We start from the raw sequence: 24,635 nt of genomic DNA, 5'->3' as shown, positions 1-24,635 counted from the left end.
TCACTAACGGAATTCTCAGAATGAATAGCGGAGGAGTACGCATGAATATAGATACTTTTATCCAAGAATACGATCTGCATGATAGCTTAATAGAGAACATTCAAATAAATGATGATCAATTAGTTCTTGATATTGATCTCTGTAATTGGAGACAAAAAAGGTATATTCCTGAAGAATCGGAAATGCGAAATATCAAGGTTGTTTTTGATAACGTGCAAAATTATCAGTTCGAGGGAGCAGAACATCAGCTGGATTCTGATTCTATTTTGCATATTAGCTGTTCTGGAGTACCATCCGCAGCGTGGAAGAAGATTAAGCTTGTTTTTGAGAATAATGGAATTGTAAAGATAATGACTTTTGAGAGCGATAGAGTAATCGTCAAAGATTGTTAATCAACTATACCTACTTTCAAAGGGGACTTAAAAAGCTATTGGTTAAAGACGATTACCTTACACTGTCTTATCAGTTCCCCATAATGTATCAGCAAGGAGACTCATACCATGTATGAAGAGCAATTTGATCATGTCCTGCATCTATTGAATTACAACGAAAAGGTAAAACTGACTTTTGCACTTCGCAAGCTGGATCATTTTGAAGAGGGCGAACATATATATAATTTTGCGCCTTCTTTTCAGGAAGTAATCATTATGATATTGAACCGTATGGCACCTGATAACGATCTGGATCTTTGTGATTGGTATGATAGGGAACGGAAAAGTGATGATAGATTTATACATACATCTCGTACACTATATGCTATCAAAAACAAGCTATTGGATGAGTTCATTGTCAATGAATTAAATTTGGATATGAGTAAAGTCAGTGAAGAGCTGGAGCAGCGATTTATTCGTTCGTTGAACGATTTCAATTATACACAGGAAGAATATGCAAAAGTACCTATTGCCCAGGCTCAGCAGGAATCGCGGCAGGCCGTCTGTCTATTTGCAGATTTACTGGCGTATATAGAACATACTCGGCAGCAATTATTCGAAGCATATGAATATCAGCTCGCTCAGAATATTCTGCCGGCACGATTGGCCGGTATACTACGCTCCACCAGAAAACTGCCACCACAATCCAGCCTGCAAGCTGTTGTCCTCGAACGGGTACGGGTTACCAGCCTGACTATACATGAGTTGACGTTTACTATAACTGGAAGACTAACATTTGATCGTCATGCTGCTCACGCAGAAGACTCTACAGGCGTAACATGGTACAAATTCAGACTTACTACATATGACAGCTCCGATTATCCGGATACAGATGTTACTAATATTCCCCGATTGGAATGGCTCGGACGTAAAGTACATACAGCACATGATGAATTACCAAAACAATGACTATCCTGTTCCTTATTCCATCTGCAAGCCGACGCGTCTGACCGCTGTTTCTAGACTTCTAACCTAACCGACAAATCGTCATATCCGATAATCTGCTCCCCTTTCCAGTGTACCAATACTCCGTTTGGACGACAAATATCCAGTGTCCCTTCTGCGAATCGTACCGACCAGTACAGGTCATCCCAGAATGTCACTTCCGGATGGGTGATGAAGGTGGATTCCTCACCGTCAGGGCAGCCGAATTCAGCGATGAGGAACTGCCGGGCATGCTGGCAGTAGCGATCCAGATGATGCAGCTTGTCCCGGATAAAGCCGTAAGGCAGATGCTCGGTGGAATGTTCCTGATTCACTTGAATAGAGAAAAAAACACCTTCCGGATGCCCTTCGTACAGTGTGCCCTGAGCCAGCGCCGGGCCTCGGTCCGGTTGATGGATAATTAACGTTCCCAAAGGTGTGGATATACTGTCTGTCATAACAATAACCTCCCTTACCAAAGTGGGTATTCGGCTAAAATAACCGTCTTGATCCTATAAATTCTACTAATTTTATTTTAACACGCCAGCCCGCTGGTGAAGCGGACTAAACCCATTTAGCTGATGGGCTTGAAATAGATAAATGAATCTTTCTGGATGTTTGCAAACGGCTGGAAGAGGTTAAAACAATTTTCATAAGCCTCTTAGCTATATGCTAACAACAATCTCAAAAGTGATCTTTATCGATCTTTTATGCGAAACTGGAATCATACGGCCTGTTATATATCCGACTAAAATTACAGTATAGTATAGGTTGAGCATGAGCCCGCAGCTACATAGAGATTTATCACCATCGAGAAAGGGATTGGCCTGGAAGGGAGGTGAAAGCCTCAGCAGACTGGTTGGATGTAAACTTATTTAACAAATTGATTTGTACTTTTCTGGAGACGAAAGGAAGAGAGGGAAACCATGAAAAATTCTAAATATTACACTTTATTGCTAACAGGAGCATTGCTTACTACTACAGCAGGTGGATACGCAAGTGCAGCACCTCTGAGCGACGTTGCTGCACAGGGTGGAGGAACGATTACTACTCAGGACACTTCTGACACTACGGTTGATTATTACACGCTGACCAAAGACAGCGGTGCCTTTAGAGCTGCACAGTTTAATTCGTCCGGAGACAGCTATGTAGGTCTGGATGTACAACAGGATGGCCGGATGATCGTATCGATCGAGAAATACAACTTCAAGACGCGCAAGTGGGATCCGGTTCAGGTCAAGCTGATTGAAGGCTCCAAAAGTGTCTATTACCGCGTACCGACCGATGTTATTCACATCCCGCCTGTACCCTATCGGGTGATGCTATCGACAACAGGCAAAGCGGACGTTACCATTGAGACGACCTACACGTGGGAAAGTGACAGCGACCCTAGATAAAGAGCGAATGTACTCAAGTAACGATTGACCCGGACAACGGGGATCGTCGTCACACGCATCCTATAACTATGCGAACGTCTACTAACAACTTAAATAGTAAATGGGGAAAATAACAGCAATTAGTACGATAATGATGGATAGAGTCAAAAAGCAAGCAGAGCAGCAAGTTAGCCTTTGGGGCAGATTAGTCTTCCGATATGCAGCATAACAGCTGTATGCTGTAATATAACGATACATGGATAGCTGATTCTCTGCTGGAATCCTGTAGATATCTATCTGCAGGGTTCCTGATACATACCCGCAATTATTTTCTGACTATTATTCAGGAAAGCAGGAAACTAGAATGTTGATTTTATTTTGCAGTCATATGATGAATCCATACGCTGTCGATGATGAGTATCTGGATGAATATGAGACAGCCCGGCAGCAGGGAATCCAGACCGCGCTTATTGAGCTGGAGCAGCTACTGGACGGCAGGACTCAACAAGCCATAGCCAGGGTAAACCGATACGAGAAGGTACAGCAGGCAGTCTACCGGGGCTGGATGATGGAAGCAGAGGTATATGATCGTCTCTACAAGGCACTGCTACAGCGTAATATACAGCTGATCAACACCACTGAGCAATATGCGCACTGTCATTACTTTCCCAATGCCTATGAGACAATCAGGGAATATACACCGCGTACGATTCATATTCCTGTAGAGGATATGGATGAGCAGCTGGATACGGTATTTGCAGCTATTAGCACTCTTGGAGACGGCCCAGCCATTGTCAAAGACTATGTAAAGTCACGCAAGCACGAGTGGGCAGAAGCCTGCTATATCCCTGAACTGGGAAACAGGGAACAGGCTTCACAGATCATTCGCCGTTTTGTAGAGCGCCAGGGGGAACAGCTGAGCGGTGGACTGGTCATTCGTGAATATTATCAGCTGGAGCATCTGACCGATCATCCGCAAAGCGGAATGCCGTTGTCCAAGGAATTCCGCCTGTTTTTCCTGGATGGGCAGCCCATATTTGTAACCGAATACTGGGACGAAGGGGAGTACGGGAATACAATGCCTCCTTTGGAAATGTTTATCGAGATCGCAGGCAAGGTAGCCAGTCGTTTTTTTACCATGGATGTGGTCAAGCAGCAGGATGGACCGTGGAGCATTATGGAGCTCGGAGATGGACAGGTGTCCGGTCTGACGCAGCAGGCGGATCTTGCGGTTTTTTATCGTAATCTACAGAATGCTCTGGGACATGAGGCGGGTAAATAGTAGCGGCGCGTATTGTTGACTACAGGAATGGATGAACCCATCACCTCATAGGATAGGGTGATTCGATATGGTGGAATGCGCTATGATTATCAGAGAGGAACAGGAGGCATGTCCAATGGATCGCGAACAATTGATAGTGCTGGTTGCGAAGATTCAAAATGGAGAAGGCACTGAGCAGGAGCAGGACCATCTGCTGGAGCAGCTGGAGCAGAATGTTTCGCATCCGGAGGTCAGCAATCTGATTTTCTGGGATAAGCGGGAACTGACAGCCGAGCAGATTGTCGATGAAGCGCTGGCATATCAGCCCATCCGGCTGCAACCCTAGCCTATCTATATTTGGGAATTATCCCCTTGCATATTATGGATAGCCGCAGCCCTGCCGATATTATATAAGCAGGGTTTGTCCAAACCATTATTCAGGGGGATATCAAAATGAGTATTGTAGAATCCGTTATTCAGTCGATGCCGTACATACAGCAGCTGATGCGTGAAGATTGTATGCTGGTTGTCATGGATCGTGAACGTGTATTATATTCTTCACCCGCCCGGTCGTTTAGCATTGGTCTGAACAAAGGAGATATACTGCCGTCCGATCAGCAGAATTTTGGCTTTTTAAAAAGCAAAACCGAGCGCAGCTTTTTACATTTTCCCAAAGAAGTACTGGGAACGGCTGTAGATGTAGTCTACGTACCCATTCACGATGAGAAAAGACATATCGTCGCTGCTATTGCCCTGGGTATGAGTATGGATAACCGGCACCGAATGGAAGAATTAATGAAAGCGGCCGCTGATATTACCAGTCAGCTGGTGAATAATGTACATCATGTTTCTTCCCATTCCGATCAACTGTCTTCAGTATCTGACCAGGTACTTCGCAATTCCAAGGAAGCCGTACGCAAATCGTCCTCGGTCACCCAGATTACCGGACTGATCCGTGAGATTTCCGAGCAGACTAATCTGCTGGGACTTAATGCAGCGATTGAAGCAGCTCGTGCCGGTGAGGCAGGTGCAGGCTTCAGCGTCGTCGCTCAGGAAGTGCGTAAGCTGTCAGTCGATGCCAAGCAGGCAACCGGACAGATCGAAGATTCACTCAATGATATCCGCAGCGCTATCGTACAGATGGAAGGGGATATTTCGCAGATTTCCTCTTCATCGACGCAGCAAGCTCAACTGGTCGTGAACTTCCAGGAAGCCCTGCAGAATATGTCTACGATCTCGGCAGAGATTCAGCAGCTGTTCAATACCCTTTTATCCTACGAAAAATAATTAAAATAAATCTTTTGTGCATTTTATAAGAGACCGAATATTCGCTACCAGAGGAACGGTCTCTTTTTTATCCTGTTTTGGGTTATGATAGGGAGTAGAATGGTCATTACAGAAAGGCAGTGCAATCATGGCAAAAGTAACGATGGCTGATGTGGCCCGTGAGGCAGGTGTATCCAAAAGCACCATCTCCCAGTACCTCAACGGGCGTTATGAATATATGAGTGCTGCTACACGAGCGCGGATTGAAGCTTCAATTGAAGCGCTGGATTACCGGCCGAATATACTGGCGCGGGGACTTAAGCAAAAGCGTACCTTTACGATCGGCGTAATTGTAGCGAATATGCTGCACCACTTCTCAATTGAGATCTGCCGTGGTATCGAGAGCTACTGCCGGGAGCAGGGAATCAGCGTTATCCTCTGCAATACCGATGAAGACCAGAGCCGCGAACAGAATGATCTGGAAATGCTTCGTTCCAAGCAGGTAGATGGCGTTATCGCTTTTCCATCTGGTCCGCTCACACCGGTCTACCGCAAGCTGGTCGACGAGAAATTCCCACTGGTCTTTATCGACCGCAAGCTGGAAGATGTACCGGTTAATCGTGTCGTTGTGGAAAATGAACAGGCTGCCCACGAAGCTACCACTCATCTGATCGAAGCCGGATACCAACGGATAGCGATGTTGACCGCGCCATTATCGATCTCAACCCGGCTGGAGCGTGTAGAAGGTTATAAGAGAGCGATGCAGGAGCACTTGCCCCACATGCAGCCGCTGGTCATCTCCGAAGACGTCAAGCAGCTTCGGCAGCGACTGGAGGAGCTGGAGCAGCAGGATGCTTTGCCGGAAGCGATTATCGCCGGTAACGATCTGGTACTGCTGGAAGCGCTGGCATTTCTCAAGGAACGAAGGCTGCAGATTCCACAGGATGTGGCGCTGATCGTATTCGACAATATTCCGTTCGCAGAGCTGCTTACACCGACACTATCGACAATTGTACAGCCTGCTCACGAGATGGGCAGAGAAGCGGCTGCGATGCTGCTGGCTGATATTGAAGCCGAGAGCCGCGGACAGGAATGGCCGCCTGTTCAGGAAAAGCAGTTCTCCTGCCGCCTGATGATTCGGGAATCGTCGGGTCCTGCTGTACAGAAATGACTGGACGGATAGCATAAGCATAGAGAAAGTAGGAGACAACCGATGTTGGTCAAATACCTCTCTATCAGCATGAATACAGCTTCTATTAGAGAAATATCGTAAAAATAGAATCTACGTATAATATAGAAACAAAACGAAAATAGTATGATGGATCCAACGCAGCAGCTCCTCAGGGGGAGGCTGCGTTTTTGTGTAGGGCAGATCTGCTTGGAATCATTTTCGTTCATCCAATAGTGGATGATACGGTAGAGTGCCCAACGAAAGCCGACTACATACAGACTATTTAGCCAGATTAGATAACGCTTTCAAAAAAAGGTTGTATTTGCAAAATGACAGGTTTATACTGGGTTTATAAATCGATTTACTAAATCGGTTTATGTAAGCGATTAACTGTTTATATGTATAGCAGAACGACAATCGATAAAGTACAAAATAATAATTGATTTATATAGCAGATCATCTGACAAATTGTCATTAACAAGCAGTGGCAGTGATTTAAGGAAAACAGTGATGTAAGAAGAATAGCGATCCAAGGAGAGAGGAAGGAGCATGCATTATGAGACAAATCATCATTCCTGCATCGGTATTTAGCGAAGTGGTCGCTGGACAGCAGACCCAGATAGAGGCAGTATTCAGAACTGCGAAGCTGGGAGCAGAGGGGATCGAGATCCGCAGAGAGCTGTTCACACATACCGATCCTATCGCAGAACAGCTGCAGCAATGCAGGCAGGCGATACAGAGTGCAGGCCTGCAGACGACGGTCTACTCGGTTCCGATGCAGCTCTGGCGGGCAGATCATCAGCTGGATATCGATGTACTCTCTCTGGTACTGAGCGAAGCCGATCAGCTTGGAGCCGATCAGGTGAAGCTTTCACTTGGACATTACGAGGCAGAGCTATCGCCGCTGGATCAACTTGGATCATTTATGAAAGCGTATTATTTACCATTAAATACAAGTGAGCAGCAGAAAGGGCATACCGTTAAGCTGTTGATCGAAAATGATCAAACCACTTACGGTGGTGATCCAAAGCGGCTGCTTGCCTTTTTCCGGGAGATAGAGAAATGGCAGCTTATCGATCATATTCCGCCTGTGCGGATGACATGGGATACAGGTAACTGGCTATATGCCGGTTATGAAGAGGCAGCGCTGCAGACAGTAGCGGATCTGTCGCCCTATGTATCCTATATTCATGCCAAGCATTCGATCGTACAGGGGAATGAATATACGACCCTGCCGCTACCAGAGGAACAGGAGGCAGTGTGGAGACAGCTGATTCGTCAGCTGCCCCGGACAGCGAATCGAGCGATAGAATTTACATTGACAGACGATTCGGCGATCTCATATTACTGCAGCCTGCTGGCTGACCAACAAGGAGGAACATCAATGCCACGATCAAGACAGCCTATTCATGTACAGAGCGAGCATAAAGCAGATTATCCGTATCTGGATGTAGTAACATTTGGCGAAGCGATGACGATGTTTGTAGCGGAACAATCCGCACCGCTGCATGAGGTGAGTCTATTCAGCCGCAGGTTGGCAGGAGCAGAAGCCAATGCAGCGATCGGATTTGCCAGGCTGGGCTTGCGTTCTGGCTGGGCAAGCCGTGTAGGCAGCGATGTATTTGGCAGCTTTGTCCGTGAGAAGCTTGCAGAAGAAGGCGTCAATCTGGCACATGTGCTGACTGATGCGCGGTATCCGACCGGGTTCCAGCTCAAGTCAAAAGTGACATCGGGTGATCCGGAGGTGCAATACTTCCGCAGAGGGTCGGCAGCGAGCCGCATGAACCGGGACGAGATGGACCGGGAATATTTTACCTCGGCACGCCATCTGCATATGACTGGTATTCCTCTTGCGCTGTCAGCTAGCAATCGTGAGTTTGCCCGCGCCGTTATTATGGAGATGAAGCAGGCGGGACGAACCATTTCCTTTGACCCGAATCTGCGCCCGCAGCTATGGGAAAGTCAGCAGCAGATGGTAAGCGTTATCAATGAATTTGCCGCTTATGCCGATGTGGTTCTGCCAGGTATCGAGGAAGGTGCGATTCTGACCGGCTCCCGAGATCCGCAGCAGATCGCCCGGTTCTATCTGGATCTTGGAGTAAAGCTGGTAGTAGTGAAGCTCGGACCATCCGGCGCTGCCTATTACACCCAGGATCAATCTGGCAGCGTACCGGGATTCATAGTCTCCGAAGTGATCGATACGGTAGGAGCAGGTGATGGATTTGCTGTAGGCATCGTTAGCGGATGGCTGGCAGGTCTGCCAATCGAGGAGCTCGTTAGCCGCGGCTGTGCGATTGGAGCACTGGCAGTACAGTCGGTTGGTGACCATGAAGGTTATCCTGCGGAAGCACAGCTGCAGCATTATATGGAGCAGGGCAAGCGTACAGAAGTACCTGCAGTCTTATCGGTTATGTCCCCATCCCTGAAAGGAGTGAATTGATATGAAACGTAATTCGTCTACCGGCGCTAATGGTGCATCCGTACCGCAGGCAACTCCGCTTCCGGCATCACGCTGGCTGCGTCTGATTCCGATTATTTTTATCACGTATAGTCTGGCCTATCTGGATCGTGCCAATTACAGCTTTGGTGCTGCATCCGGAATGGCGCATGATCTGAATATATCGGCGGCGATGTCATCACTCCTGGGGGCGCTGTTCTTCCTCGGGTACTTCTTCTTCCAGATTCCTGGTGCGCATTATGCAGAGAAACGCAGTGCCCGCAAGCTGGTATTCTGGTCTCTGATCCTGTGGGGTGGACTTGCGGCGGCGACCGGTATGGTAACCAATGTACATGTGCTGATCGTGATCCGTTTTGCTCTGGGGGTAGTAGAGAGCGCAGTGATGCCGGCGATGCTGGTCTTCAACGCCCACTGGTTTACGAACAAGGAGCGTTCCCGTGCCAATACGTTTCTGATTCTCGGTAACCCGGCTACCGTATTATGGATGTCGATTGTCTCCGGTTATCTGGTATCGGCTGTCGGCTGGCGCTGGATGTTCATTATTGAAGGGATGCCTGCGATTATCTGGGCCTTTATCTGGTGGAAAATGGTGCAGGACAAACCATCCGAAGCCAAATGGCTGACCGAAGCGGAGAAAGCTGCTCTGGAGACTGAACTGAACAATGAGCAGGCCGGTATGAAACAGGTGAAGAATTACCGTGAAGCATTCCGTTCGCCGACCGTAATCAAGCTGTGTCTGCAGTATTTCTTCTGGAGTATCGGGGTATACGGATTCGTTATGTGGCTGCCATCGATTATCTCCAAGGCGCCGAATATGAATATGGTATCGACCGGATGGTTATCGGCTGTACCATATCTGCTCGCTGTCATTCTGATGCTGGTCACGTCCTACTTTTCGGATAAAATGCAGATTCGCAAAGGGTTTGTGTGGCCGTTTCTGCTGATTGGAGCACTGGCTTTTTACGGTTCGTATCTGGTCGGACCGAATCATTTCTGGATTTCCTTTACCCTGCTGGTGATCGCAGGTGGTGCAATGTATGCACCGTATGGACCGTTTTTCGCTATTGTACCGGAAGTGCTACCGCGCAATGTAGCCGGCGGAGCGATGGCGCTGGTGAACAGCCTTGGCGCACTGGGTTCTTTTGCCGGATCGTATATTGTCGGTTATCTGAATGATCTGACTGGTGGATTCGATGCTTCGTATATGTTCATGGCGGGTTCGCTGCTGCTCTCTGCGATTCTCACGCTGACGGTAGGCAGGGATCGCAAGCGATCCACAACGAACGGACCTCATATCGATGGAAAAAAGAACTGGAAGCATAAAGTGAGAACGACTCAGCTCTAACGCTTTCATCCGGACCTGTGTAATCTCGTTCATCAGGTCGATCGCAACCTGGATACAGCGCTCAGAGTAGCTGCCACATACAGAACATAAACAGGGATAGTTGTGCAATTCATACGGCAGTTGGTCTGCGAGCAGACCGCTGTGACAGGAGAGGTGGAATAGGCAATGAATAGTGAGGACATTGGTCAGCCAAAGCTGAATGATAGCGATATCCATCATCATACGGATATCGCTGTCAATAACGATATAAATACTGGCGCTCCATCCGCAGTTCATACGCTGGATGAAGCACCCGTACGTATCCAGCTGGCACTGGACCGGATGACCATCGAGCAAGCCATCGATATGGCCGGGCAGGTACAGGAGGATGTGGACTGGATCGAAGTCGGTACTTCCCTGATTAAGGAATTCGGTATGGATAGTGTCCGCCGCATGAAAGAAGCTTTCCCCCATAAGGTGATCGTAGCGGATATCAAAACCAACGATAACGCCAAATACGAATTTGAACTCTGCTTCCGTGCTGGAGCTGATGTAGCGACTGTGATGGCATCTGCACCGGATGCTACGCTGGATCTGTGTATGCAGACCGCGAAATCCTATGGCGGCATCGTTATGATCGATCTGCTCAATGTCACGCCGCAGCGGGCAGAAGAGTTGCAGCGCTATACCGAAGCGGTACTGTGCAAGCATGTGAGCAAGGACCAGCAGGAGCATGATGGACAGGCACTAGGTAGAAAATCTATGCCTGATCTACAGCTGCAGGATACTCATTCTATCGATCCCGATTCCACGCGGAGAGTCCACCCGTCGATTGCCGCAGCCGGTGGAATTACACTGGATACACTGCCGTCCATTTTGCAGGATCGACCTGCAGTTGTGATCGTAGGGTCTGCCATTACCCAAGCAGCCCATCCTGCCGCAGCTGCCCGGGAGATTCGCAGCCGTATAACCGAAGTGATGCAAACTACGCAGAAAGGAGCTTACCATGTCTAACTCTATATCATTGACCAAAGCACAGCGTATTCTGGAGGAGATCCAGCAGGTCGTCAGCCGGGTACCGGAGGAGGCAGTTACCGGACTGGCCGACACACTGGCAAAAGGAAACCGTATCTTTGTAACCGGAGAAGGACGTTCCGGCTTTATGGCCAAATCATTTGCTATGCGGCTTATGCATCTGGGCGCTAACTCGTACGTGATTGGAGAGACGGTTACGCCAGCGCTGGCAGCCGGCGATATCCTCATCGCCGTATCCGGCTCGGGAACGACCAAGGCAGCCGTATGGACTGCAGAGAAAGCCCGAGAGCTGGGCTGCACCATTGTGGCGGTAACTACCGACGAGTCATCGCCGCTTGGGCAGCTCGCAGATCAGCTGCTGCATATCCCGGCGGCTACCAAATACCGCCGGGAAGGCGAAGCAGCCAGCATTCAGCCGCTTGGCTCGCTGTTCGACCAGTGTACGCATATTCTGCTCGATGCAGTCTGTCTGAGCTATGGAGAGCTGCAGCATGTAGAGCATGGGACAGCATTGGCCAAACACAGCAATGTGGAATAAATGCTAAGAAAAGATCACTAAGGGAAGTACAGTTTTTTACAGATACAGATACAGATACAGATACAGATACAGATACAGATACAGATACAGATACAGATACAGATACAGATACAGATACAGGTGATGAATGTAAAAAATGATATCGGATCGGCATATGATCCGCCTATCCGCTTATCTGAAGCGTCCTAGAACCTGAAAAAAGCAGCTTCCGGAGATTTCTCTCCAGAAGCTGCTTTTTGCTATATCCCCAAAGGAATAAGTGGATGAAAAAGTAGATAGGCTATAACAAAAGAAATTACAGCACTTTCTCCAGGAAGCTGATGGTACGTTCGTGCTTGGGACTACCGAATACTTGCTCCGGTTCGCCTTCTTCCACGATATAACCACCGTCCATAAAGACAACACGGTCAGCTACTTCACGGGCAAAGCCCATCTCGTGGGTAACGATCATCATCGTCATGCCTTCGCTGGCAAGGTCTTTCATAACGCCGAGTACTTCACCGACCATCTCCGGATCAAGCGCGGAGGTAGGCTCGTCAAACAGCATCACATCCGGGTTCATTGCCAGTGCGCGCGCAATCGCTACACGTTGCTTCTGACCACCGGACAGGCTTGCAGGGAATGCATCTGCTTTGTCAGCCAGTCCAACGCGTTCCAGCAGCTTCAGACCCAAATTACGTGCTTCTGCTGGAGACTGCTTTTTCAGTTCTGTTGGAGCAAATGTAATATTTTTGAGTACACTCATATGCGGAAACAGATTAAAGTGTTGGAACACCATACCGATGTTTTCACGTACTTTATTAATATCTGTTTTGTTGTCGCTGATATCATAATCGTCAACGATAATCTGACCCGCAGTGATCTCTTCCAGCTTGTTTACACAGCGAAGCAAGGTGCTTTTACCTGAGCCTGATGGTCCGATAACGCAGACCACTTCGCCTTCACCAACCTGCATATTGATATCTTTGAGGACCTCATTGGAACCATAACTTTTTTTGAGATTATTGACTTGAATTTTACCCACGGCGTGTTCTCCTTTCAACAGCATCTGCGACTTTGGTCAAGATAGTAATAACAATCAGATACATCAGAGCAACAACAAGCCAAATATCAGATGCTAGGGTACGTGCAATAACAATCTTACCGGATTGTGTAAGTTCGACCAAACCAATTGCAGACATAATAGATGTATCTTTAAGCGTAATTACCAATTGGTTAATAAATGATGGGATCATCACTTTGATCGCCTGAGGGATAATTACTTTTACCATAGCTGTACGATACGGAAGACCAAGTGAACGTGCAGCTTCCATTTGTCCGCGATCAATCGATTGGATACCACCACGAATAATTTCTGTTACATATGCACCAGCATTCAAACTCAAAGCGAGCGTAGCAGCTACAGGCAGAGGCATGGTGAAGCCAAACATGCCTGGAATACCCAAGTAAATAAATAACCCCAGTACAAGCAGCGGAATTCCGCGGAATATATCTACATATACTGTGGCTATACCACGCGCAATTTTACTATGACTTACCTTCATAAATCCAAAAATCAGACCCATAATAAAAGCAAAGAACAGGGAAATAATCGTGTACATCATCGTCTTCAGCAATCCTTCAAATAGAGAAGGCAGAGACTTCTGAATTAATTCCCAGCGGCCTAAAGTTTGTGTGGCAGCAGGTGCTGATCCATCCGGGTTGCCCAGATATTTGCTCACGATGGAATCATATTCACCATTTGCTTTAAGATTGGCTAGACCTGCATTAAATTTCTCAAGCAGTTCGGGATTTTTACCTTTGTTAACAGCAAAGCCGTAGGAACTACCGACTTCTTTTTTAGTAGTTGCCAGTCGAAGACCATTATTTTGCTGGATACCATATGCAAGTACGGGATAATCATCAAAGCAGGCAGCAGAGTTGCCTGTTTTCACATCATCATATACCTGAGCGGAATCTTCAAAAGGTGTGATAGTAAAACCATATTTATCTTTAATAGAGTCTGCAAACTCATATCCTTGAGTACCGATTTTGACAGCTACATTTTTGCCGCGCAAATCTTCATATGATTTTGTATCTGTATTGTCTTTTTTGACAGCCATTACAATACCAGAATCGAAATAAGGCGAAGAGAAATCAAATGCCTTTTTACGTTCAGCCGTAATGCTCATTCCTGCAATCATGCCATCTACCTGATTGGATTGTAGTGCCTGAACAGCAGCATTAAATCCAAGAGGTTTGATTTCATACTTGAAGTTTTGATTCTTGGCAATTGCCTGCATTAACTCCATATCAATTCCTACATAATTTCCATCGATATCTTGAAACTCAAAAGGAGCAAAAGTAATATCGGTGGCAATTTGATACGTCTTGCCTTCTCCGGCTTGGGCAGTGGCCGTCTGGCTTAAGTTGCCGGCACATACCGCGAAGAAAAGAAGGAAAGCCATGGATAACCACATAAACCTAGATTTCTTCATAAAATCCTCCATTTCTGTTACTCTGATCAGACGTCGGTTGCAGACGCACAGATAGAGTCCTCTGACTGAACAGAGAGTAATATTGCCTTCACATCACATGTTACATTTGATGTCTTATAGCACATGTCTTCTTATTCTACAAAAAAATTAACTAATTGACTATAGTGCTGTGAAGCTTGAACGGGTAATATTTGCGAAATTAAATAGCTGACATGACATATAACCTGCCGGAGCTGCTGTTTGAAACATATAAAATTTAGGATATCGGGTATTGTCAGTGGTGCTCGAGCAGACTTATGATAGAACATAGCAGGTCTCCGGGTAATACGGATACAGACTGTATAATGAACGGCTTACAGTGATCAGCCCACGATATAATACCCTGTCATGTGCAGGTACATAACGGTTAACAGAAGGAAAGGGAAGAATATTAATGATGAAATTTGTAATTCTCGATGTGGATACAGGTATCGACGATTCCCTCGCGCTGGCGTATGCCGCACACTCTCCCGAGTTGGAACTGCTCGGTATCACTACCGTATTCGGTAATATTTCCGTTGAAGAGGCGACACGTAATACACTTGTTGTGCTGGAACAGCTGGATCAGGAGATTCCTGTATATCCGGGCGAAGCCAAACCACTTAGCCGCGATTATACGAAGCCTTTTGCCCGTCATATTCATGGAGAGGATGGGATTGGCAACCAGTACCGTCAGCCTGCGACGCGTCAACCGGAGAACAAGGGGGCTGCCGAGTTCCTTATTGAACAGATCCAGCAGAACCCCGGTCAGGTCACTGTAGTTGCTGTAGGGCCGCTGACCAATATTGCCCGTGCAATCCAGATGCAGCCGGAGATCGTACAGCAGATCGGTCGTCTGATCATTATGGGCGGAGCAGTAACCGTACCGGGTAATGTGACACCTTTTGCCGAAGCGAATATTTATTCCGATCCAGATGCCGCGTCACTGGTACTGGGTTCGGGCATGCCGATCACACTGGTCGGATTGGATGTAACGATGCGTACGCTGCTGACTGCAGATCATCTGGAAGAATGGAGACGTACCAACAGCGAGCTGGCTCTTTTCCTGGCTGATATGACCGACTTCTATATGGAAGCCTACAAAGGCGTCGTTAAAAGCGGACGCGGCTGTGCACTGCATGACCCACTTGCTGTAGGGGTAGCGATTGATCCGAGTTTTGTCCGTACAGCCTCTTATGCAGTACAGGTAGAGTGCATAGAGCAGGATAGTCTGGGCAAAACCACAGGTATTCATGATACACCTGCTGCGCATATTGATGTGGCACTGGATGTCGATGCAGATCGGTTCCTGGAACATTTCCTGAGCCGCGTGATCTGACTGTGTCCTGCAAGTGTTTACTGAATACTGTTAAAGCAACAGTTTTCACAGAGCAACAGCCGCAGTAAAGACGCATATCTATAAAGTAACACAGATATACATCAGTATATTCATAGAACAGTACACCCTTAGATATCAATAACGCCCTGACCAGTTGCGATCAGGGCGTTATTATTTGTTTTGTCAGTAAATATTGAGAAATTTGCGTATATCCTACAGGATGCTGGAATAGATTATTACTATATACAGATGAATATGCGTACAGATTGAGCAAGATATAATAGATAGCTGCTTCAGGTAGCCATAACCGATTTTATTTTGCCGGCTGGCTGTTCAGGATCATATCCACAAACAGCGGGATTTGTGCTTTGGTAGCGATAGGATCATACCGGTAAAACGTATCATAATCATTGTAGAAAATATGATTCTTTTTGGCAGCCGGCAGTGAACTCCAGACTGGTGATTTTTTCAGTTTGTTCAATGCTTCGCTTTTGCCTTCGGGATCATAGAAGGTCAGGAACATATAATCTGCATCATATTCCGGCAGAGCTTCCAGTGACAGCTGGGTCGTCTGCGCATCTTTGGCGATCTTGGCAGGCATCTTCAGCTGCAGGGCATCATATACGCTCTGACCACCGCGTCCGGCGTTATCGCCAAAGATCCAGAGGGCGTTTTTGTCAGTCAGTTCATACAGCCCAACTGTGGTATTGGCATCTACGACGCCTTTGAGTTTCTCGCGTCCGGCAGCAGCTTCTTTATCGTAATCGGCGAGGAACTGTTTGGCTTGCTCGGTATTGCCTGTCAGATCCCCGAACAAATTGACCGTTTCGCGAATATTTTTGGCGGTACCGTATGGAATATGAACGGTTGGTGCAATTTTGGACAGGGCGTCATAGTTGTCATCGTACATCACGACGATCAGATCCGGATTGAGTTCCAGAATTTTCTCCATATTCAGCGGAGTACCCACATCTACTGTTTTGTGTTCAGCAAGTTTGTCTTTGATAAAAGGATTCTTGAACGCGGTCGGTTCGACACCGATCACATTCGCATCCACGGTTAACAGCTCGCCGCCATAATAATCGGTGACGATACGCTGCGGCTTGGTTGGAATGGTGATTTTACCTTTATCCGTGTCATATTCACGAGTAGTTGGAGCTGTAGCAGCAGCTTCGTCCGTCTTATTCGGAGCTGAAGTTGTACTGCCTGTAGAACTTCCGCCGCATGCGGTTATGACAACGGACAGAGCCAGTGTCAGCGCGAGCAGCAGCGTAGGTTTGTGCTTGAACATAATGACCTCCTGATTCATGGGGACGCTGTCTCAATAGACAGGGCCGTATGTAAGATTGTGTTATTTTATGATAATGATAATCATTTTCATGTAGAAAGACAAGAGGTATCCTGGAAATGGGATAAAACTAATGAATATGGAGAAGACCCGGCAGGCGAAATCGTAGTGATTATTCAAGTGATTGTAGAAGAGATATCAACAACAAAATACATTAAATGTAAAAAGTAACACTAAATTGAGATTTCCAATGATTAAATAAGAGAATAAGTCCTTTTTTATTGTGACTAACCCCTAAATACGGTATATTGAAGTATATGAACATTTTGCAGACGAACGGTATTTAACAGGATAAACAATAAGCGTTTACATCCTGTTCCGCTGCAAAATTTGACTGATGCAGCTTAGACTTTCTGCAGGTGCAATATACTGGCACCGATAAGCAGTTATTTAATTTTATGATCGATGTCCGACAGGTTCGAATACCTAAATGATAGATGTAAAATGGATAGTAAGCTTGCAGATTAGATTGATAATTTATAATAGTAAGGCCAGGTGTACTCAATGAGCAGCAAAAATCCGAGGCGACAAGACGCATTATCCGCAGCACAACGCAAAATGGAAACTCTGCGTATCCTTGAAGCGGAGGGGACCGTCCGGGTATCCGGGCTGAGCCGCCGTTTTAATGTAACCGAAGAGACGATCCGGCGTGATCTGGAACGTCTGGAACTGGAAGGAATTGTTGTACGGACCCACGGAGGAGCCGTATTTAACCGTAACCGTGAACAATATGAATCTCCGGCGATCCAGCGGGAGACCCAGAACATAGAAGAGAAGAAAGCCATCGTGGAACACGCACTGTCCCTGATCCAGCCCGGCGATGTAATCGCACTCGATGCGAGCACTACCTGTCTGCATCTGGTCAAGCAGCTGCCCAACCGGCCGCTGACCGTACTCACTTACTCCCTGGCGATTGCCAATGAACTGGTGCCCAAAACCGAGATCAATGTAATTCTGATCGGTGGTTATTTGGATCGTGATTCCATGGCGAATACAGGCATTCATGCAGAGAAAATGGTAGAAAGCTACCATGTGGACAAATTCCTGTTTTCCTGTCACGGCTTTGATCTGACCCGTGGACTGACTGAGCCATCCGAAGCACATGTGCAGCTGAAGAAGAAAATCATCGAGATCTCCGATGAACTGATCCTGCTGACGGACAGCTCCAAGTTCCGCCGCAAATCCCTTGTTCGCTTCATGGGCATGGAAGATCTTAACCGCTTCATTACCGATGACCAGCTTCCGGAAGAAGCGATCCACGAGCTGGAGGAAATGGGCGTCCAGGTAATCGTTGTAGACTAGGCATACTCTATACTGTCTCGCACATTCATGTGAGGACTGGTTGAAGGCTCCCTGTGAGGAGCCTTTTTTTGTGCATACATTTCCGCTGCTGCATGAATGATCTACGCGAAATATGTGGTGGTACAGGCTGTATTTTGTTTTGGGTTCTGTTTGTTCTGGATAAGGAAAGGTTGATTAGTTTTACATAAAGTGTGAATGGGACGCATAGAGTGGCATCCGCTCCGGAAAGGAATAGGAGCACGTCCTCCGGTTAAGCCTGGAGATCCTGAATGGGATGGAGTAAAGGGGGATCTCCAGGCTTAAATGTCGTCCTTTGCTCCTATCTCCTTTCCTGCGCTCTGTGCAGGGAGTATTTGTACCGCTCGCTGTCTGGTTGTGCGATTCTCTAATAAGCATTCAACTTGAATGGCGAAAGTAAAGGTACATAGGTTAAAGGTTGCAGCGACAGGTTGAAGAGGCGAAAATGCGGAAGCAAGGAAGCAAGGAAGCAAGGAAGCAAGGAAGCAAGGAAGCAAGGAAGCAAGGAAGCAATGAGATAGGTGAAAGCTAAAAAGAAGGTGAAAAAGCAATATCAACAGGACGAGAATAAGCTAAAAACACAGTAGAGAAATTTCAACGAATAAGATCGAGATTTTTGCCGTTGATGTTAAGTGTTGAATCTTGAATCTTGATCTTTAGTCTTAAACCAAATGGTATACATTCCGCTGAGCGCAGGAAAAGGAATCGTGCTGAAGCTCTCCTTTAAGATCGTCTATCCACTGCTGCAAGCAGTTGTTCAGGATAGATGATCTTAACAGAGAGCGGAAGTACGATCCTTTTACGAAGCGTCTGCTGCTCCAGCACCCTATTCTCTCGAGTAGCTCCCTCTTGTGCAAGCAGTTATTCAGGCATAGGCGGCCTTAACAGAGAACGGAAGTACGCTCCTTTTACGAATGATTTGCTGCTTCAGCTCTCTATCCACTGAATGAGCACCCTGTTTACTCAAATAGCTCCTTATACACCCAATCAGCTCCTTTCGCCCCAATATACAGCCTCTCTCCTGTAAAGAAGTTTGCCATTTTCATAAAGATACTTGAAAATGAATAAAGTTAGGAGTACTTTAGAAAAATGACCAATAGTGAGACCGATAAACAAACAGATAACTATTAGACTCAGGCGTCTGGAGTGAGGAGAGAATCAATGAAAGCAACGGATGAATACAATTCGCATACTGTAGGCATGGAAGATATCGTACGTGCACATCATGTGTTGAGAGATGTTATTGTGCGTACACCGCTGCAGCGGGATGCGACACTATCGGAAAAATACGGGTGTGAGATCTACCTGAAGCGTGAGGATATGCAGGTGGTACGCTCTTTTAAAATTCGCGGCTCGTACAACCGGATCCGCAGTCTTTCCCATGAGGAGCTCAGTAATGGCATTGTATGTGCCAGTGCGGGCAACCATGCGCAGGGATTTGCCTTTTCCTGCAGACATCTGAATATACGCGGCAAGGTCTATATGCCAAGCACCACACCGAATCAAAAGGTGAAAATGGTGAAAAAATTTGGTGGCGAAAATGTAGAGGTTATTCTTGTGGGCGATACGTTTGACGATGCTTATGCCCAGGCGATGAAAGTATCCACAGAACAGGGGATGAGCTTTATTCATCCATTCGATGATCCGCATATTATCGCGGGTAACGGAACAATCGGAATGGAAATTATGGAGAGCCTGGATACACCGGCTGATTTTGTATTTGTTACGATTGGCGGAGGCGGACTGGCTGCTGGTGTCGGCAAATATATTCATACGATCAGCCCATCGACACGCATTATCGGGGTAGAGCCTCTGGGCGCTGCATCCATGAGCGAAGCGATTGCGCGTAATGAAGTCGTTACACTTGATGAGATTGACAAGTTTATCGACGGAGCAGCTGTCAAACGGGTCGGACAGATGACCTACGATATCTGCCGCGAAGTGCTGGATGATGTGGTTAAGGTACCGGAAGGCAAAGCCTGCTCGGCGATTCTGGATATGTATAACGAGAATGCGATTGTCGCCGAACCTGCCGGCGCGCTGCCGGTTGCTGCACTGGATATGTACCGGGAGCAGATCAAGGGCAAGACAGTGGTCTGCGTCATTAGCGGTGGTAACAATGATATCGATCGTATGCAGGAGATCAAGGAACGCTCCTTGATCTATGAAGGGCTGAAATACTACTTTACGATCAAGTTCCCGCAGCGCGCGGGTGCTCTGCGTGAATTCCTGGAAAAAGTACTTGGGCCCAACGATGATATTGCCCGTTTTGAATATACCAAAAAGCACAACAAGGAGAATGGCCCGGCACTTGTCGGTATCGAGCTGAGTTCACCGGATGATTATGGCGCGCTGATCGAGCGTATGGATAGCCATAATATTCAGTATGTGGAGCTGAACCGCGATCCGAATCTGTTTAATCTGTTGATCTGATCACCATTCAACCTTCCATAATGAATAGGTGGCGTTACGCACAGATAATCACTGGATCAGCCAAGTAACAGGACGAGATCGCATAGGTTTGGGATTTTGTTCATATTGGGGTATACTTGTAAAGTAAGCATATTACAGTTCATAACTACTGAGGAGGATATACCTATGTTCATTATTCATGCGAATATGTTGATCAAACCCGAGAAAGTCGATCAGTTCCTGACCGAAATTGATGCACTGGTAACAGCTTCCCAGGCGGAAGAAGGCAATATTAGCTACGTGCTCAAACGCGATGTGAAGCAGGATAACCTGTTCACTATGGTCGAAGAATGGAAAGATGCTGCTGCTATGCAAGAGCATAATGCAACTGCACATTTCCAGAAGTTCGTAAAAGATATGCAGGAATTTGCTGCTGCTCCACTGGATGCAAAAGTGTTCGAAGGAACCGAAGTAAAACGCGGTTAATCGTTCATAACTGAAGCAGGGAGCCGTATGGCTACCCTTGTTTTGACCAATTATACCAACGTGCTGGTATACCGGCATATTCTTACCAATATCCTCCTGTTACAGGAGGATATTTTTTTGTTTTTTGTATACATAATCCATGCTCTTCATCCGATATAATCCACTAAGTTAGTTTGTCGAAACTTCGCGAAAATTGATTAAATCCGTTGATTATACCTTTTTATTATTCTTCTTATTGCTGCCTATTCGTACTTGTAGTTCTCCTGTTGCTTGGTAAATCAATACATCCAGCCCTTCTCGAAAGTTATAACATTCTGGCTAATTCTATTAGACAGACAGCACAGCTTATCCGTTCGGCGACCAGCCGGAATCCAATGTATATATTTATCATCGTGGAGAGGTTTCTTTCCAAGCGATTAACCGGAAGTCATGAACGAAGCTGTATATTGTCTGACCAGAGGGAGACGAGCATCCATGAAAAAGATTATACCTGTATTTACAGCCTCCCTGCTTACACTTTCCTGTGCGTTTGCTACAGGTCTGGCGTATGGGGAAGGGTCGGCTACGACAGCATCGGGCCCCGACCAGGAGGTCATTGTTGTCTACAAAAACCAGGAGGGCAAGGAAGCGGTTCTTGAACAAAGTGTAGAAGTTCAGCATGAATTTGCTACCGTTCCTGCCGTATCCGCTACGGTTAGTTCGTCGGATCTGAACGAGCTTGTCCAGGACCCGAATATCGCTTATGTGGAACGCAATGTTCCTTTTACTATTGCCGATGAGCAGGTCGTCGCCCAGGCGTCAGCCATCAATACAAATGAACAATCCCACTGGAATTACCAGGCGGAACAGCCTAATATCGAGTGGGACAAAGGCTACAATGGCGCAGGCATCAAAGTGGCAGTAATCGACTCCGGGATCGCGCCCCATCCGGAACTGACCATTGCCGGCGGTGTATCGACAGTGGATTACACTACATCGTACACAGATGATAACGGTCATGGTACCCATGTCGGCGGTATTATCGCTGCCCGCAATGGAGATGGACAGGTGACCGGTATGGCTCCTGGCGTACAGCTCTATGCCGTCAAGACAATGGGACCAGACGGCAAAGGAAATCTACAGGACGTTCTGGAAGGCGTCGATTGGGCGATCCAAAATCATATGGACGTCATCAACATGTCCCTTGGAACAGAATACGATTCCCAGCTGCTGCATAATATGCTGGATCAAGCGTACAATAGCGGCATTCTGGTCGTCGCTTCTGCAGGCAACAGTGGTGCAGGTACGGATACGGTCAATTATCCGGCTCAATATAGCAGTGTCATTGCTGTAGCGGCAGTAGATAGCAATCTGAACCGTGGCAGCTTCTCCTCTACAGGACCCAAAGTGGAAGTGGCAGCTCCAGGCGTAGGCATCTATTCTACCTATCTAAATAATCAATATGCCATTATGGATGGAACCTCTCAGGCTGCGCCGCATGTCGCAGCGATGCTGGCTATTCTAAAGCAGGAGCATCCTTCGGAATCGATCGCTTCCCTGCGCAGCGATCTACAGCATTATGCAGTGGATCTGGGAACACCCGGTCGTGATAACCAGTACGGTTATGGATTTGTAACGTTCAAGCCGCAGGTCGATGTAACAGCACCGGGCGAAGTGAAAAATCTGCAGCTCGCTGCCAAAGGAACAGACTATCTGACCTTTAACTGGCAGAATCCGGCTGACAGTGATTTTGCCAAAGTGAATGTCTATGATGCACAGAACCACCGGGTCAAATCGGTTACCGGCAATGTGTATTCAGCAGCCGATCTGACTGCGGATACGAGTTATACTTTTACGATGAAGACTGTGGATATCAAAGGTAACGAGTCTTCCGGCGTTACGATCTCCGGACGTACAGCAGCTATGCCGACAATGGAAAGTACACCGGCTCCTGTATCACCTTCACCCGTTCTGCAGGCGCCTGTTCCTCAGACAACACCTGCACCTGTCGTGTCCGTACCGGTAGTAACCACTCCACCTCCAACAGATCTGGTTGCACAGATTCCTGTTGGTGGCGGGGGAGGAGGAGGAGGCGGAGGTGGTGGCGGTATACCGAGACCGGCCACACCTAAAGCAGAGACTCCGGCTCCAACCGCATCTGTACCTTCAACACCAGTACAGAAAGCCCAGCAGCAGCTGAATAATGCCAAATCTTCCGGTAAAGCAGCAGATTTTATCAAAGCACGCTTTGCTGCCAAGGATCTGAACAACGCAGAATTCAACAAACAGCTGAACCAGCTGAAGCAAAGCCTGGGTATCAAGGATCTGCCATCCAAAGCGAATCTGCGTCCTTCCGTACCGGTACGCATCAGCCTGCAGGCATCACTGAAAAGCTCCACGTACAAATATATCGATAAATCATCGATTACTGCCGGCAATATTGCCATACTGGATGGTAGCGGCAATGTGGTCAGCAATGTGAATCTGTCCGTGAAGTTCAACCGGATTTTCATCACTGCAGCAGACGGATCATTTGCACCCAACCAGACGTATACCGTCATTATCGAAAAAGGCGTTAAAGGCAAAGCCTCAGCATCTTCCGATCAATCTACGGCTTTGACCAATCCACTGGTGATGCAGTTCACGACTCGTTAACTCTACGTATTGTCTATGATAAATGCCGGATCGGTGCATCATGCAGTACCTTCGGGTGCATCAGCTGCACTGATCCGAATCAATCCTATCCCATCCATTTACACATCAGATGATGATGTTGAGAATAGAAAGGTGTACAGCCATGAAAGTAACATCATTTACCCGAATACTGCTTGTTGCCGGTCTGCTGCTGTCCCTGTTCAGTGCAGGTACACCACGTACTACGGAAGCGGCGACAGGTCTTCCATTTTCCGATATTTCCGAGAAGTACTGGGCACTGGAGACGATCCGCTGGGGATACGATACAGGTCTGGTCAATGGTTATCAGGATGGCCAGTTCAAGCCGGGCAAGACCGTGACTGAAGCGGAATTCCTTACGATGCTCATTCGCTCCTATGAACCGGAAGTGACAGCCAGTACCAAGGGCAACTGGGCCAACCCTTATTACAATCGTGCCAAAGCACTGAATTATCCGGTGAGAAGCTATACCGATCCGGCTTCCCGCAGTCAGGTGATCACCCGTGCCAAAGTTGCAGAATTAATTGCGGCGGCAGACGGCGTAAATTTTAGCGGGAACAATGCAATTCGTTATCTGCTGGCATTTGGATTGGCAAATGGGAGTGACGCCAATCAGGCAACAGTCGCTTCCTTCAAAGGCAACCAGCCACTGACTCGTGCCGAAGCGCTGCAATTTATCAAGAATTTCACAGACTATGGCGCAGGCGGGCTGCTGGATCGTCCAGAGGAAGCTTCGGACCCGGCAGATCTTCCAGCCGTTGCCGATCGTTAAGAATCGGCGGATCTCATCTGGTTGGAC

Annotated in this window: 21 protein-coding genes; 17 read left to right on the top strand and 4 right to left on the bottom strand. The window is 47.3% G+C overall.

Translation table 11 applies throughout. The features are described 5' to 3' along the window. Positions 1-41: 41 nt before the first annotated feature. Both WH46_RS06540 and WH46_RS06535 read left to right on the top strand, forming a co-directional pair. The gene (locus WH46_RS06540) at positions 42-392 is read left to right on the top strand and encodes a hypothetical protein (protein WP_046226171.1); all 351 of its coding nucleotides are present in this window, start codon (positions 42-44) and stop codon (positions 390-392) included. Positions 393-500: 108 nt separating this feature from the next. Continuing rightward, on the top strand, positions 501-1,340 hold the full coding sequence (locus WH46_RS06535) for a pPIWI-associating nuclease domain-containing protein (RefSeq protein WP_046226170.1): 840 nt from the start codon (positions 501-503) through the stop codon (positions 1,338-1,340). 50 nt (positions 1,341-1,390) lie between these two features. Here the strand turns inward: WH46_RS06535 and WH46_RS06530 are convergent, their stop codons facing one another. After that, positions 1,391-1,813: a hypothetical protein gene (locus tag WH46_RS06530; RefSeq protein ID WP_046226169.1), complete on the bottom strand. Its 423-nt coding sequence runs from the start codon at positions 1,811-1,813 to the stop codon at positions 1,391-1,393. A gap of 468 nt (positions 1,814-2,281) precedes the next feature. On the opposite strand from WH46_RS06530, the gene WH46_RS06525 reads away from it, so the two are divergent. From WH46_RS06525 to hxlB, 9 genes are all read left to right on the top strand, one after another. Next, positions 2,282-2,752 carry a hypothetical protein gene (locus WH46_RS06525; RefSeq protein WP_046226168.1) on the top strand — a complete coding sequence of 157 codons (471 nt, stop codon included), beginning with the start codon at positions 2,282-2,284 and terminating at the stop codon, positions 2,750-2,752. Between the two features lie 343 nt (positions 2,753-3,095). Next, positions 3,096-4,013 (top strand): ATP-grasp domain-containing protein, encoded by a 918-nt coding sequence (locus tag WH46_RS06520; protein WP_046226167.1) that lies wholly within the window; start codon positions 3,096-3,098, stop codon positions 4,011-4,013. A 115-nt stretch (positions 4,014-4,128) separates the two neighbouring features. Further along, complete coding sequence (locus WH46_RS06515) at positions 4,129-4,338, top strand: bacteriocin immunity protein (RefSeq protein WP_046226166.1); 210 nt, start codon at positions 4,129-4,131, stop codon at positions 4,336-4,338. Positions 4,339-4,445: 107 nt separating this feature from the next. Beyond that, the gene (locus WH46_RS24485; protein WP_017814587.1) at positions 4,446-5,279 is read left to right on the top strand and encodes a methyl-accepting chemotaxis protein; all 834 of its coding nucleotides are present in this window, start codon (positions 4,446-4,448) and stop codon (positions 5,277-5,279) included. A 127-nt stretch (positions 5,280-5,406) separates the two neighbouring features. Next, positions 5,407-6,429 (top strand): LacI family DNA-binding transcriptional regulator, encoded by a 1,023-nt coding sequence (locus tag WH46_RS06505; RefSeq protein ID WP_046226165.1) that lies wholly within the window; start codon positions 5,407-5,409, stop codon positions 6,427-6,429. Positions 6,430-6,985: 556 nt separating this feature from the next. Then, positions 6,986-8,869, top strand: coding sequence for a PfkB family carbohydrate kinase (locus WH46_RS24580; protein ID WP_082208332.1), 1,884 nt, complete (start codon positions 6,986-6,988; stop codon positions 8,867-8,869). Position 8,870: 1 nt separating this feature from the next. Next, positions 8,871-10,232, top strand: a complete 1,362-nt coding sequence (locus tag WH46_RS06495; protein ID WP_052714142.1) for an MFS transporter — start codon at positions 8,871-8,873, stop codon at positions 10,230-10,232. 165 nt (positions 10,233-10,397) lie between these two features. Further along, positions 10,398-11,225 carry a 3-hexulose-6-phosphate synthase gene (gene hxlA / locus WH46_RS06490; RefSeq protein ID WP_082208331.1) on the top strand — a complete coding sequence of 276 codons (828 nt, stop codon included), beginning with the start codon at positions 10,398-10,400 and terminating at the stop codon, positions 11,223-11,225. Next, positions 11,218-11,784 (top strand): 6-phospho-3-hexuloisomerase, encoded by a 567-nt coding sequence (gene hxlB / locus WH46_RS06485; protein WP_046226164.1) that lies wholly within the window; start codon positions 11,218-11,220, stop codon positions 11,782-11,784. Before hxlA ends, hxlB begins: the two co-directional genes overlap by 8 nt. Positions 11,785-12,079: 295 nt before the next feature. Here the strand turns inward: hxlB and WH46_RS06480 are convergent, their stop codons facing one another. Both WH46_RS06480 and WH46_RS06475 read right to left on the bottom strand, forming a co-directional pair. After that, positions 12,080-12,832 (bottom strand): amino acid ABC transporter ATP-binding protein, encoded by a 753-nt coding sequence (locus WH46_RS06480; protein WP_407944401.1) that lies wholly within the window; start codon positions 12,830-12,832, stop codon positions 12,080-12,082. Beyond that, entirely contained in the window at positions 12,801-14,261 is a 1,461-nt protein-coding gene (locus tag WH46_RS06475; protein ID WP_046226162.1) for an amino acid ABC transporter substrate-binding protein/permease, read from the bottom strand. Before WH46_RS06475 ends, WH46_RS06480 begins: the two co-directional genes overlap by 32 nt. Before the next feature lie 433 nt (positions 14,262-14,694). On the opposite strand from WH46_RS06475, the gene WH46_RS06470 reads away from it, so the two are divergent. Then, positions 14,695-15,618 (top strand): nucleoside hydrolase, encoded by a 924-nt coding sequence (locus tag WH46_RS06470; RefSeq protein ID WP_082208329.1) that lies wholly within the window; start codon positions 14,695-14,697, stop codon positions 15,616-15,618. Between the two features lie 313 nt (positions 15,619-15,931). Here the strand turns inward: WH46_RS06470 and WH46_RS06465 are convergent, their stop codons facing one another. Next, positions 15,932-16,909, bottom strand: a complete 978-nt coding sequence (locus WH46_RS06465) for an iron-hydroxamate ABC transporter substrate-binding protein (RefSeq protein WP_046226161.1) — start codon at positions 16,907-16,909, stop codon at positions 15,932-15,934. A 561-nt stretch (positions 16,910-17,470) separates the two neighbouring features. On the opposite strand from WH46_RS06465, the gene WH46_RS06460 reads away from it, so the two are divergent. From WH46_RS06460 to WH46_RS06440, 5 genes are all read left to right on the top strand, one after another. Beyond that, positions 17,471-18,268, top strand: a complete 798-nt coding sequence (locus tag WH46_RS06460) for a DeoR/GlpR family DNA-binding transcription regulator (protein ID WP_017814577.1) — start codon at positions 17,471-17,473, stop codon at positions 18,266-18,268. Between the two features lie 1,179 nt (positions 18,269-19,447). Continuing rightward, complete coding sequence (ilvA, locus tag WH46_RS06455) at positions 19,448-20,719, top strand: threonine ammonia-lyase IlvA (protein WP_017814575.1); 1,272 nt, start codon at positions 19,448-19,450, stop codon at positions 20,717-20,719. A gap of 165 nt (positions 20,720-20,884) precedes the next feature. Continuing rightward, positions 20,885-21,184, top strand: a complete 300-nt coding sequence (locus WH46_RS06450) for a putative quinol monooxygenase (protein WP_046226160.1) — start codon at positions 20,885-20,887, stop codon at positions 21,182-21,184. Between the two features lie 474 nt (positions 21,185-21,658). Further along, complete coding sequence (locus WH46_RS06445) at positions 21,659-23,818, top strand: S8 family serine peptidase (RefSeq protein WP_046226159.1); 2,160 nt, start codon at positions 21,659-21,661, stop codon at positions 23,816-23,818. 142 nt (positions 23,819-23,960) lie between these two features. Further along, positions 23,961-24,608 carry an S-layer homology domain-containing protein gene (locus WH46_RS06440; RefSeq protein WP_046226158.1) on the top strand — a complete coding sequence of 216 codons (648 nt, stop codon included), beginning with the start codon at positions 23,961-23,963 and terminating at the stop codon, positions 24,606-24,608. Positions 24,609-24,635 lie beyond the last annotated feature (27 nt).

Source organism: Paenibacillus dauci (assembly GCF_000971985.1).
GTDB classification, from domain to species: Bacteria; Bacillota; Bacilli; order Paenibacillales; family Paenibacillaceae; genus Saccharibacillus; species Saccharibacillus dauci.
The sequence above is the reverse complement of the archived record's forward strand: the minus strand, read 5'-3'. Positions and strand labels throughout refer to the sequence as shown.

Coding starts and splice junctions, on each gene's coding strand:
- WH46_RS06460 (WP_017814577.1), top strand. CDS start 17,471: ATGAGCAGCAAAAATCCGAGGCGACAAGACGCATTATCCGCAGCACAA.
- WH46_RS06540 (WP_046226171.1), top strand. CDS start 42: ATGAATATAGATACTTTTATCCAAGAATACGATCTGCATGATAGCTTA.
- WH46_RS24485 (WP_017814587.1), top strand. CDS start 4,446: ATGAGTATTGTAGAATCCGTTATTCAGTCGATGCCGTACATACAGCAG.
- WH46_RS06520 (WP_046226167.1), top strand. CDS start 3,096: ATGTTGATTTTATTTTGCAGTCATATGATGAATCCATACGCTGTCGAT.
- WH46_RS06530 (WP_046226169.1), bottom strand. CDS start 1,813: ATGACAGACAGTATATCCACACCTTTGGGAACGTTAATTATCCATCAA.
- WH46_RS06515 (WP_046226166.1), top strand. CDS start 4,129: ATGGATCGCGAACAATTGATAGTGCTGGTTGCGAAGATTCAAAATGGA.
- ilvA (WP_017814575.1), top strand. CDS start 19,448: ATGAAAGCAACGGATGAATACAATTCGCATACTGTAGGCATGGAAGAT.
- WH46_RS06525 (WP_046226168.1), top strand. CDS start 2,282: ATGAAAAATTCTAAATATTACACTTTATTGCTAACAGGAGCATTGCTT.
- WH46_RS06495 (WP_052714142.1), top strand. CDS start 8,871: ATGAAACGTAATTCGTCTACCGGCGCTAATGGTGCATCCGTACCGCAG.
- WH46_RS06470 (WP_082208329.1), top strand. CDS start 14,695: ATGATGAAATTTGTAATTCTCGATGTGGATACAGGTATCGACGATTCC.
- hxlA (WP_082208331.1), top strand. CDS start 10,398: ATGAATAGTGAGGACATTGGTCAGCCAAAGCTGAATGATAGCGATATC.
- WH46_RS06480 (WP_407944401.1), bottom strand. CDS start 12,832: ATGCTGTTGAAAGGAGAACACGCCGTGGGTAAAATTCAAGTCAATAAT.
- hxlB (WP_046226164.1), top strand. CDS start 11,218: ATGTCTAACTCTATATCATTGACCAAAGCACAGCGTATTCTGGAGGAG.
- WH46_RS06445 (WP_046226159.1), top strand. CDS start 21,659: ATGAAAAAGATTATACCTGTATTTACAGCCTCCCTGCTTACACTTTCC.
- WH46_RS06450 (WP_046226160.1), top strand. CDS start 20,885: ATGTTCATTATTCATGCGAATATGTTGATCAAACCCGAGAAAGTCGAT.
- WH46_RS24580 (WP_082208332.1), top strand. CDS start 6,986: ATGAGACAAATCATCATTCCTGCATCGGTATTTAGCGAAGTGGTCGCT.
- WH46_RS06505 (WP_046226165.1), top strand. CDS start 5,407: ATGGCAAAAGTAACGATGGCTGATGTGGCCCGTGAGGCAGGTGTATCC.
- WH46_RS06475 (WP_046226162.1), bottom strand. CDS start 14,261: ATGAAGAAATCTAGGTTTATGTGGTTATCCATGGCTTTCCTTCTTTTC.
- WH46_RS06465 (WP_046226161.1), bottom strand. CDS start 16,909: ATGTTCAAGCACAAACCTACGCTGCTGCTCGCGCTGACACTGGCTCTG.
- WH46_RS06440 (WP_046226158.1), top strand. CDS start 23,961: ATGAAAGTAACATCATTTACCCGAATACTGCTTGTTGCCGGTCTGCTG.
- WH46_RS06535 (WP_046226170.1), top strand. CDS start 501: ATGTATGAAGAGCAATTTGATCATGTCCTGCATCTATTGAATTACAAC.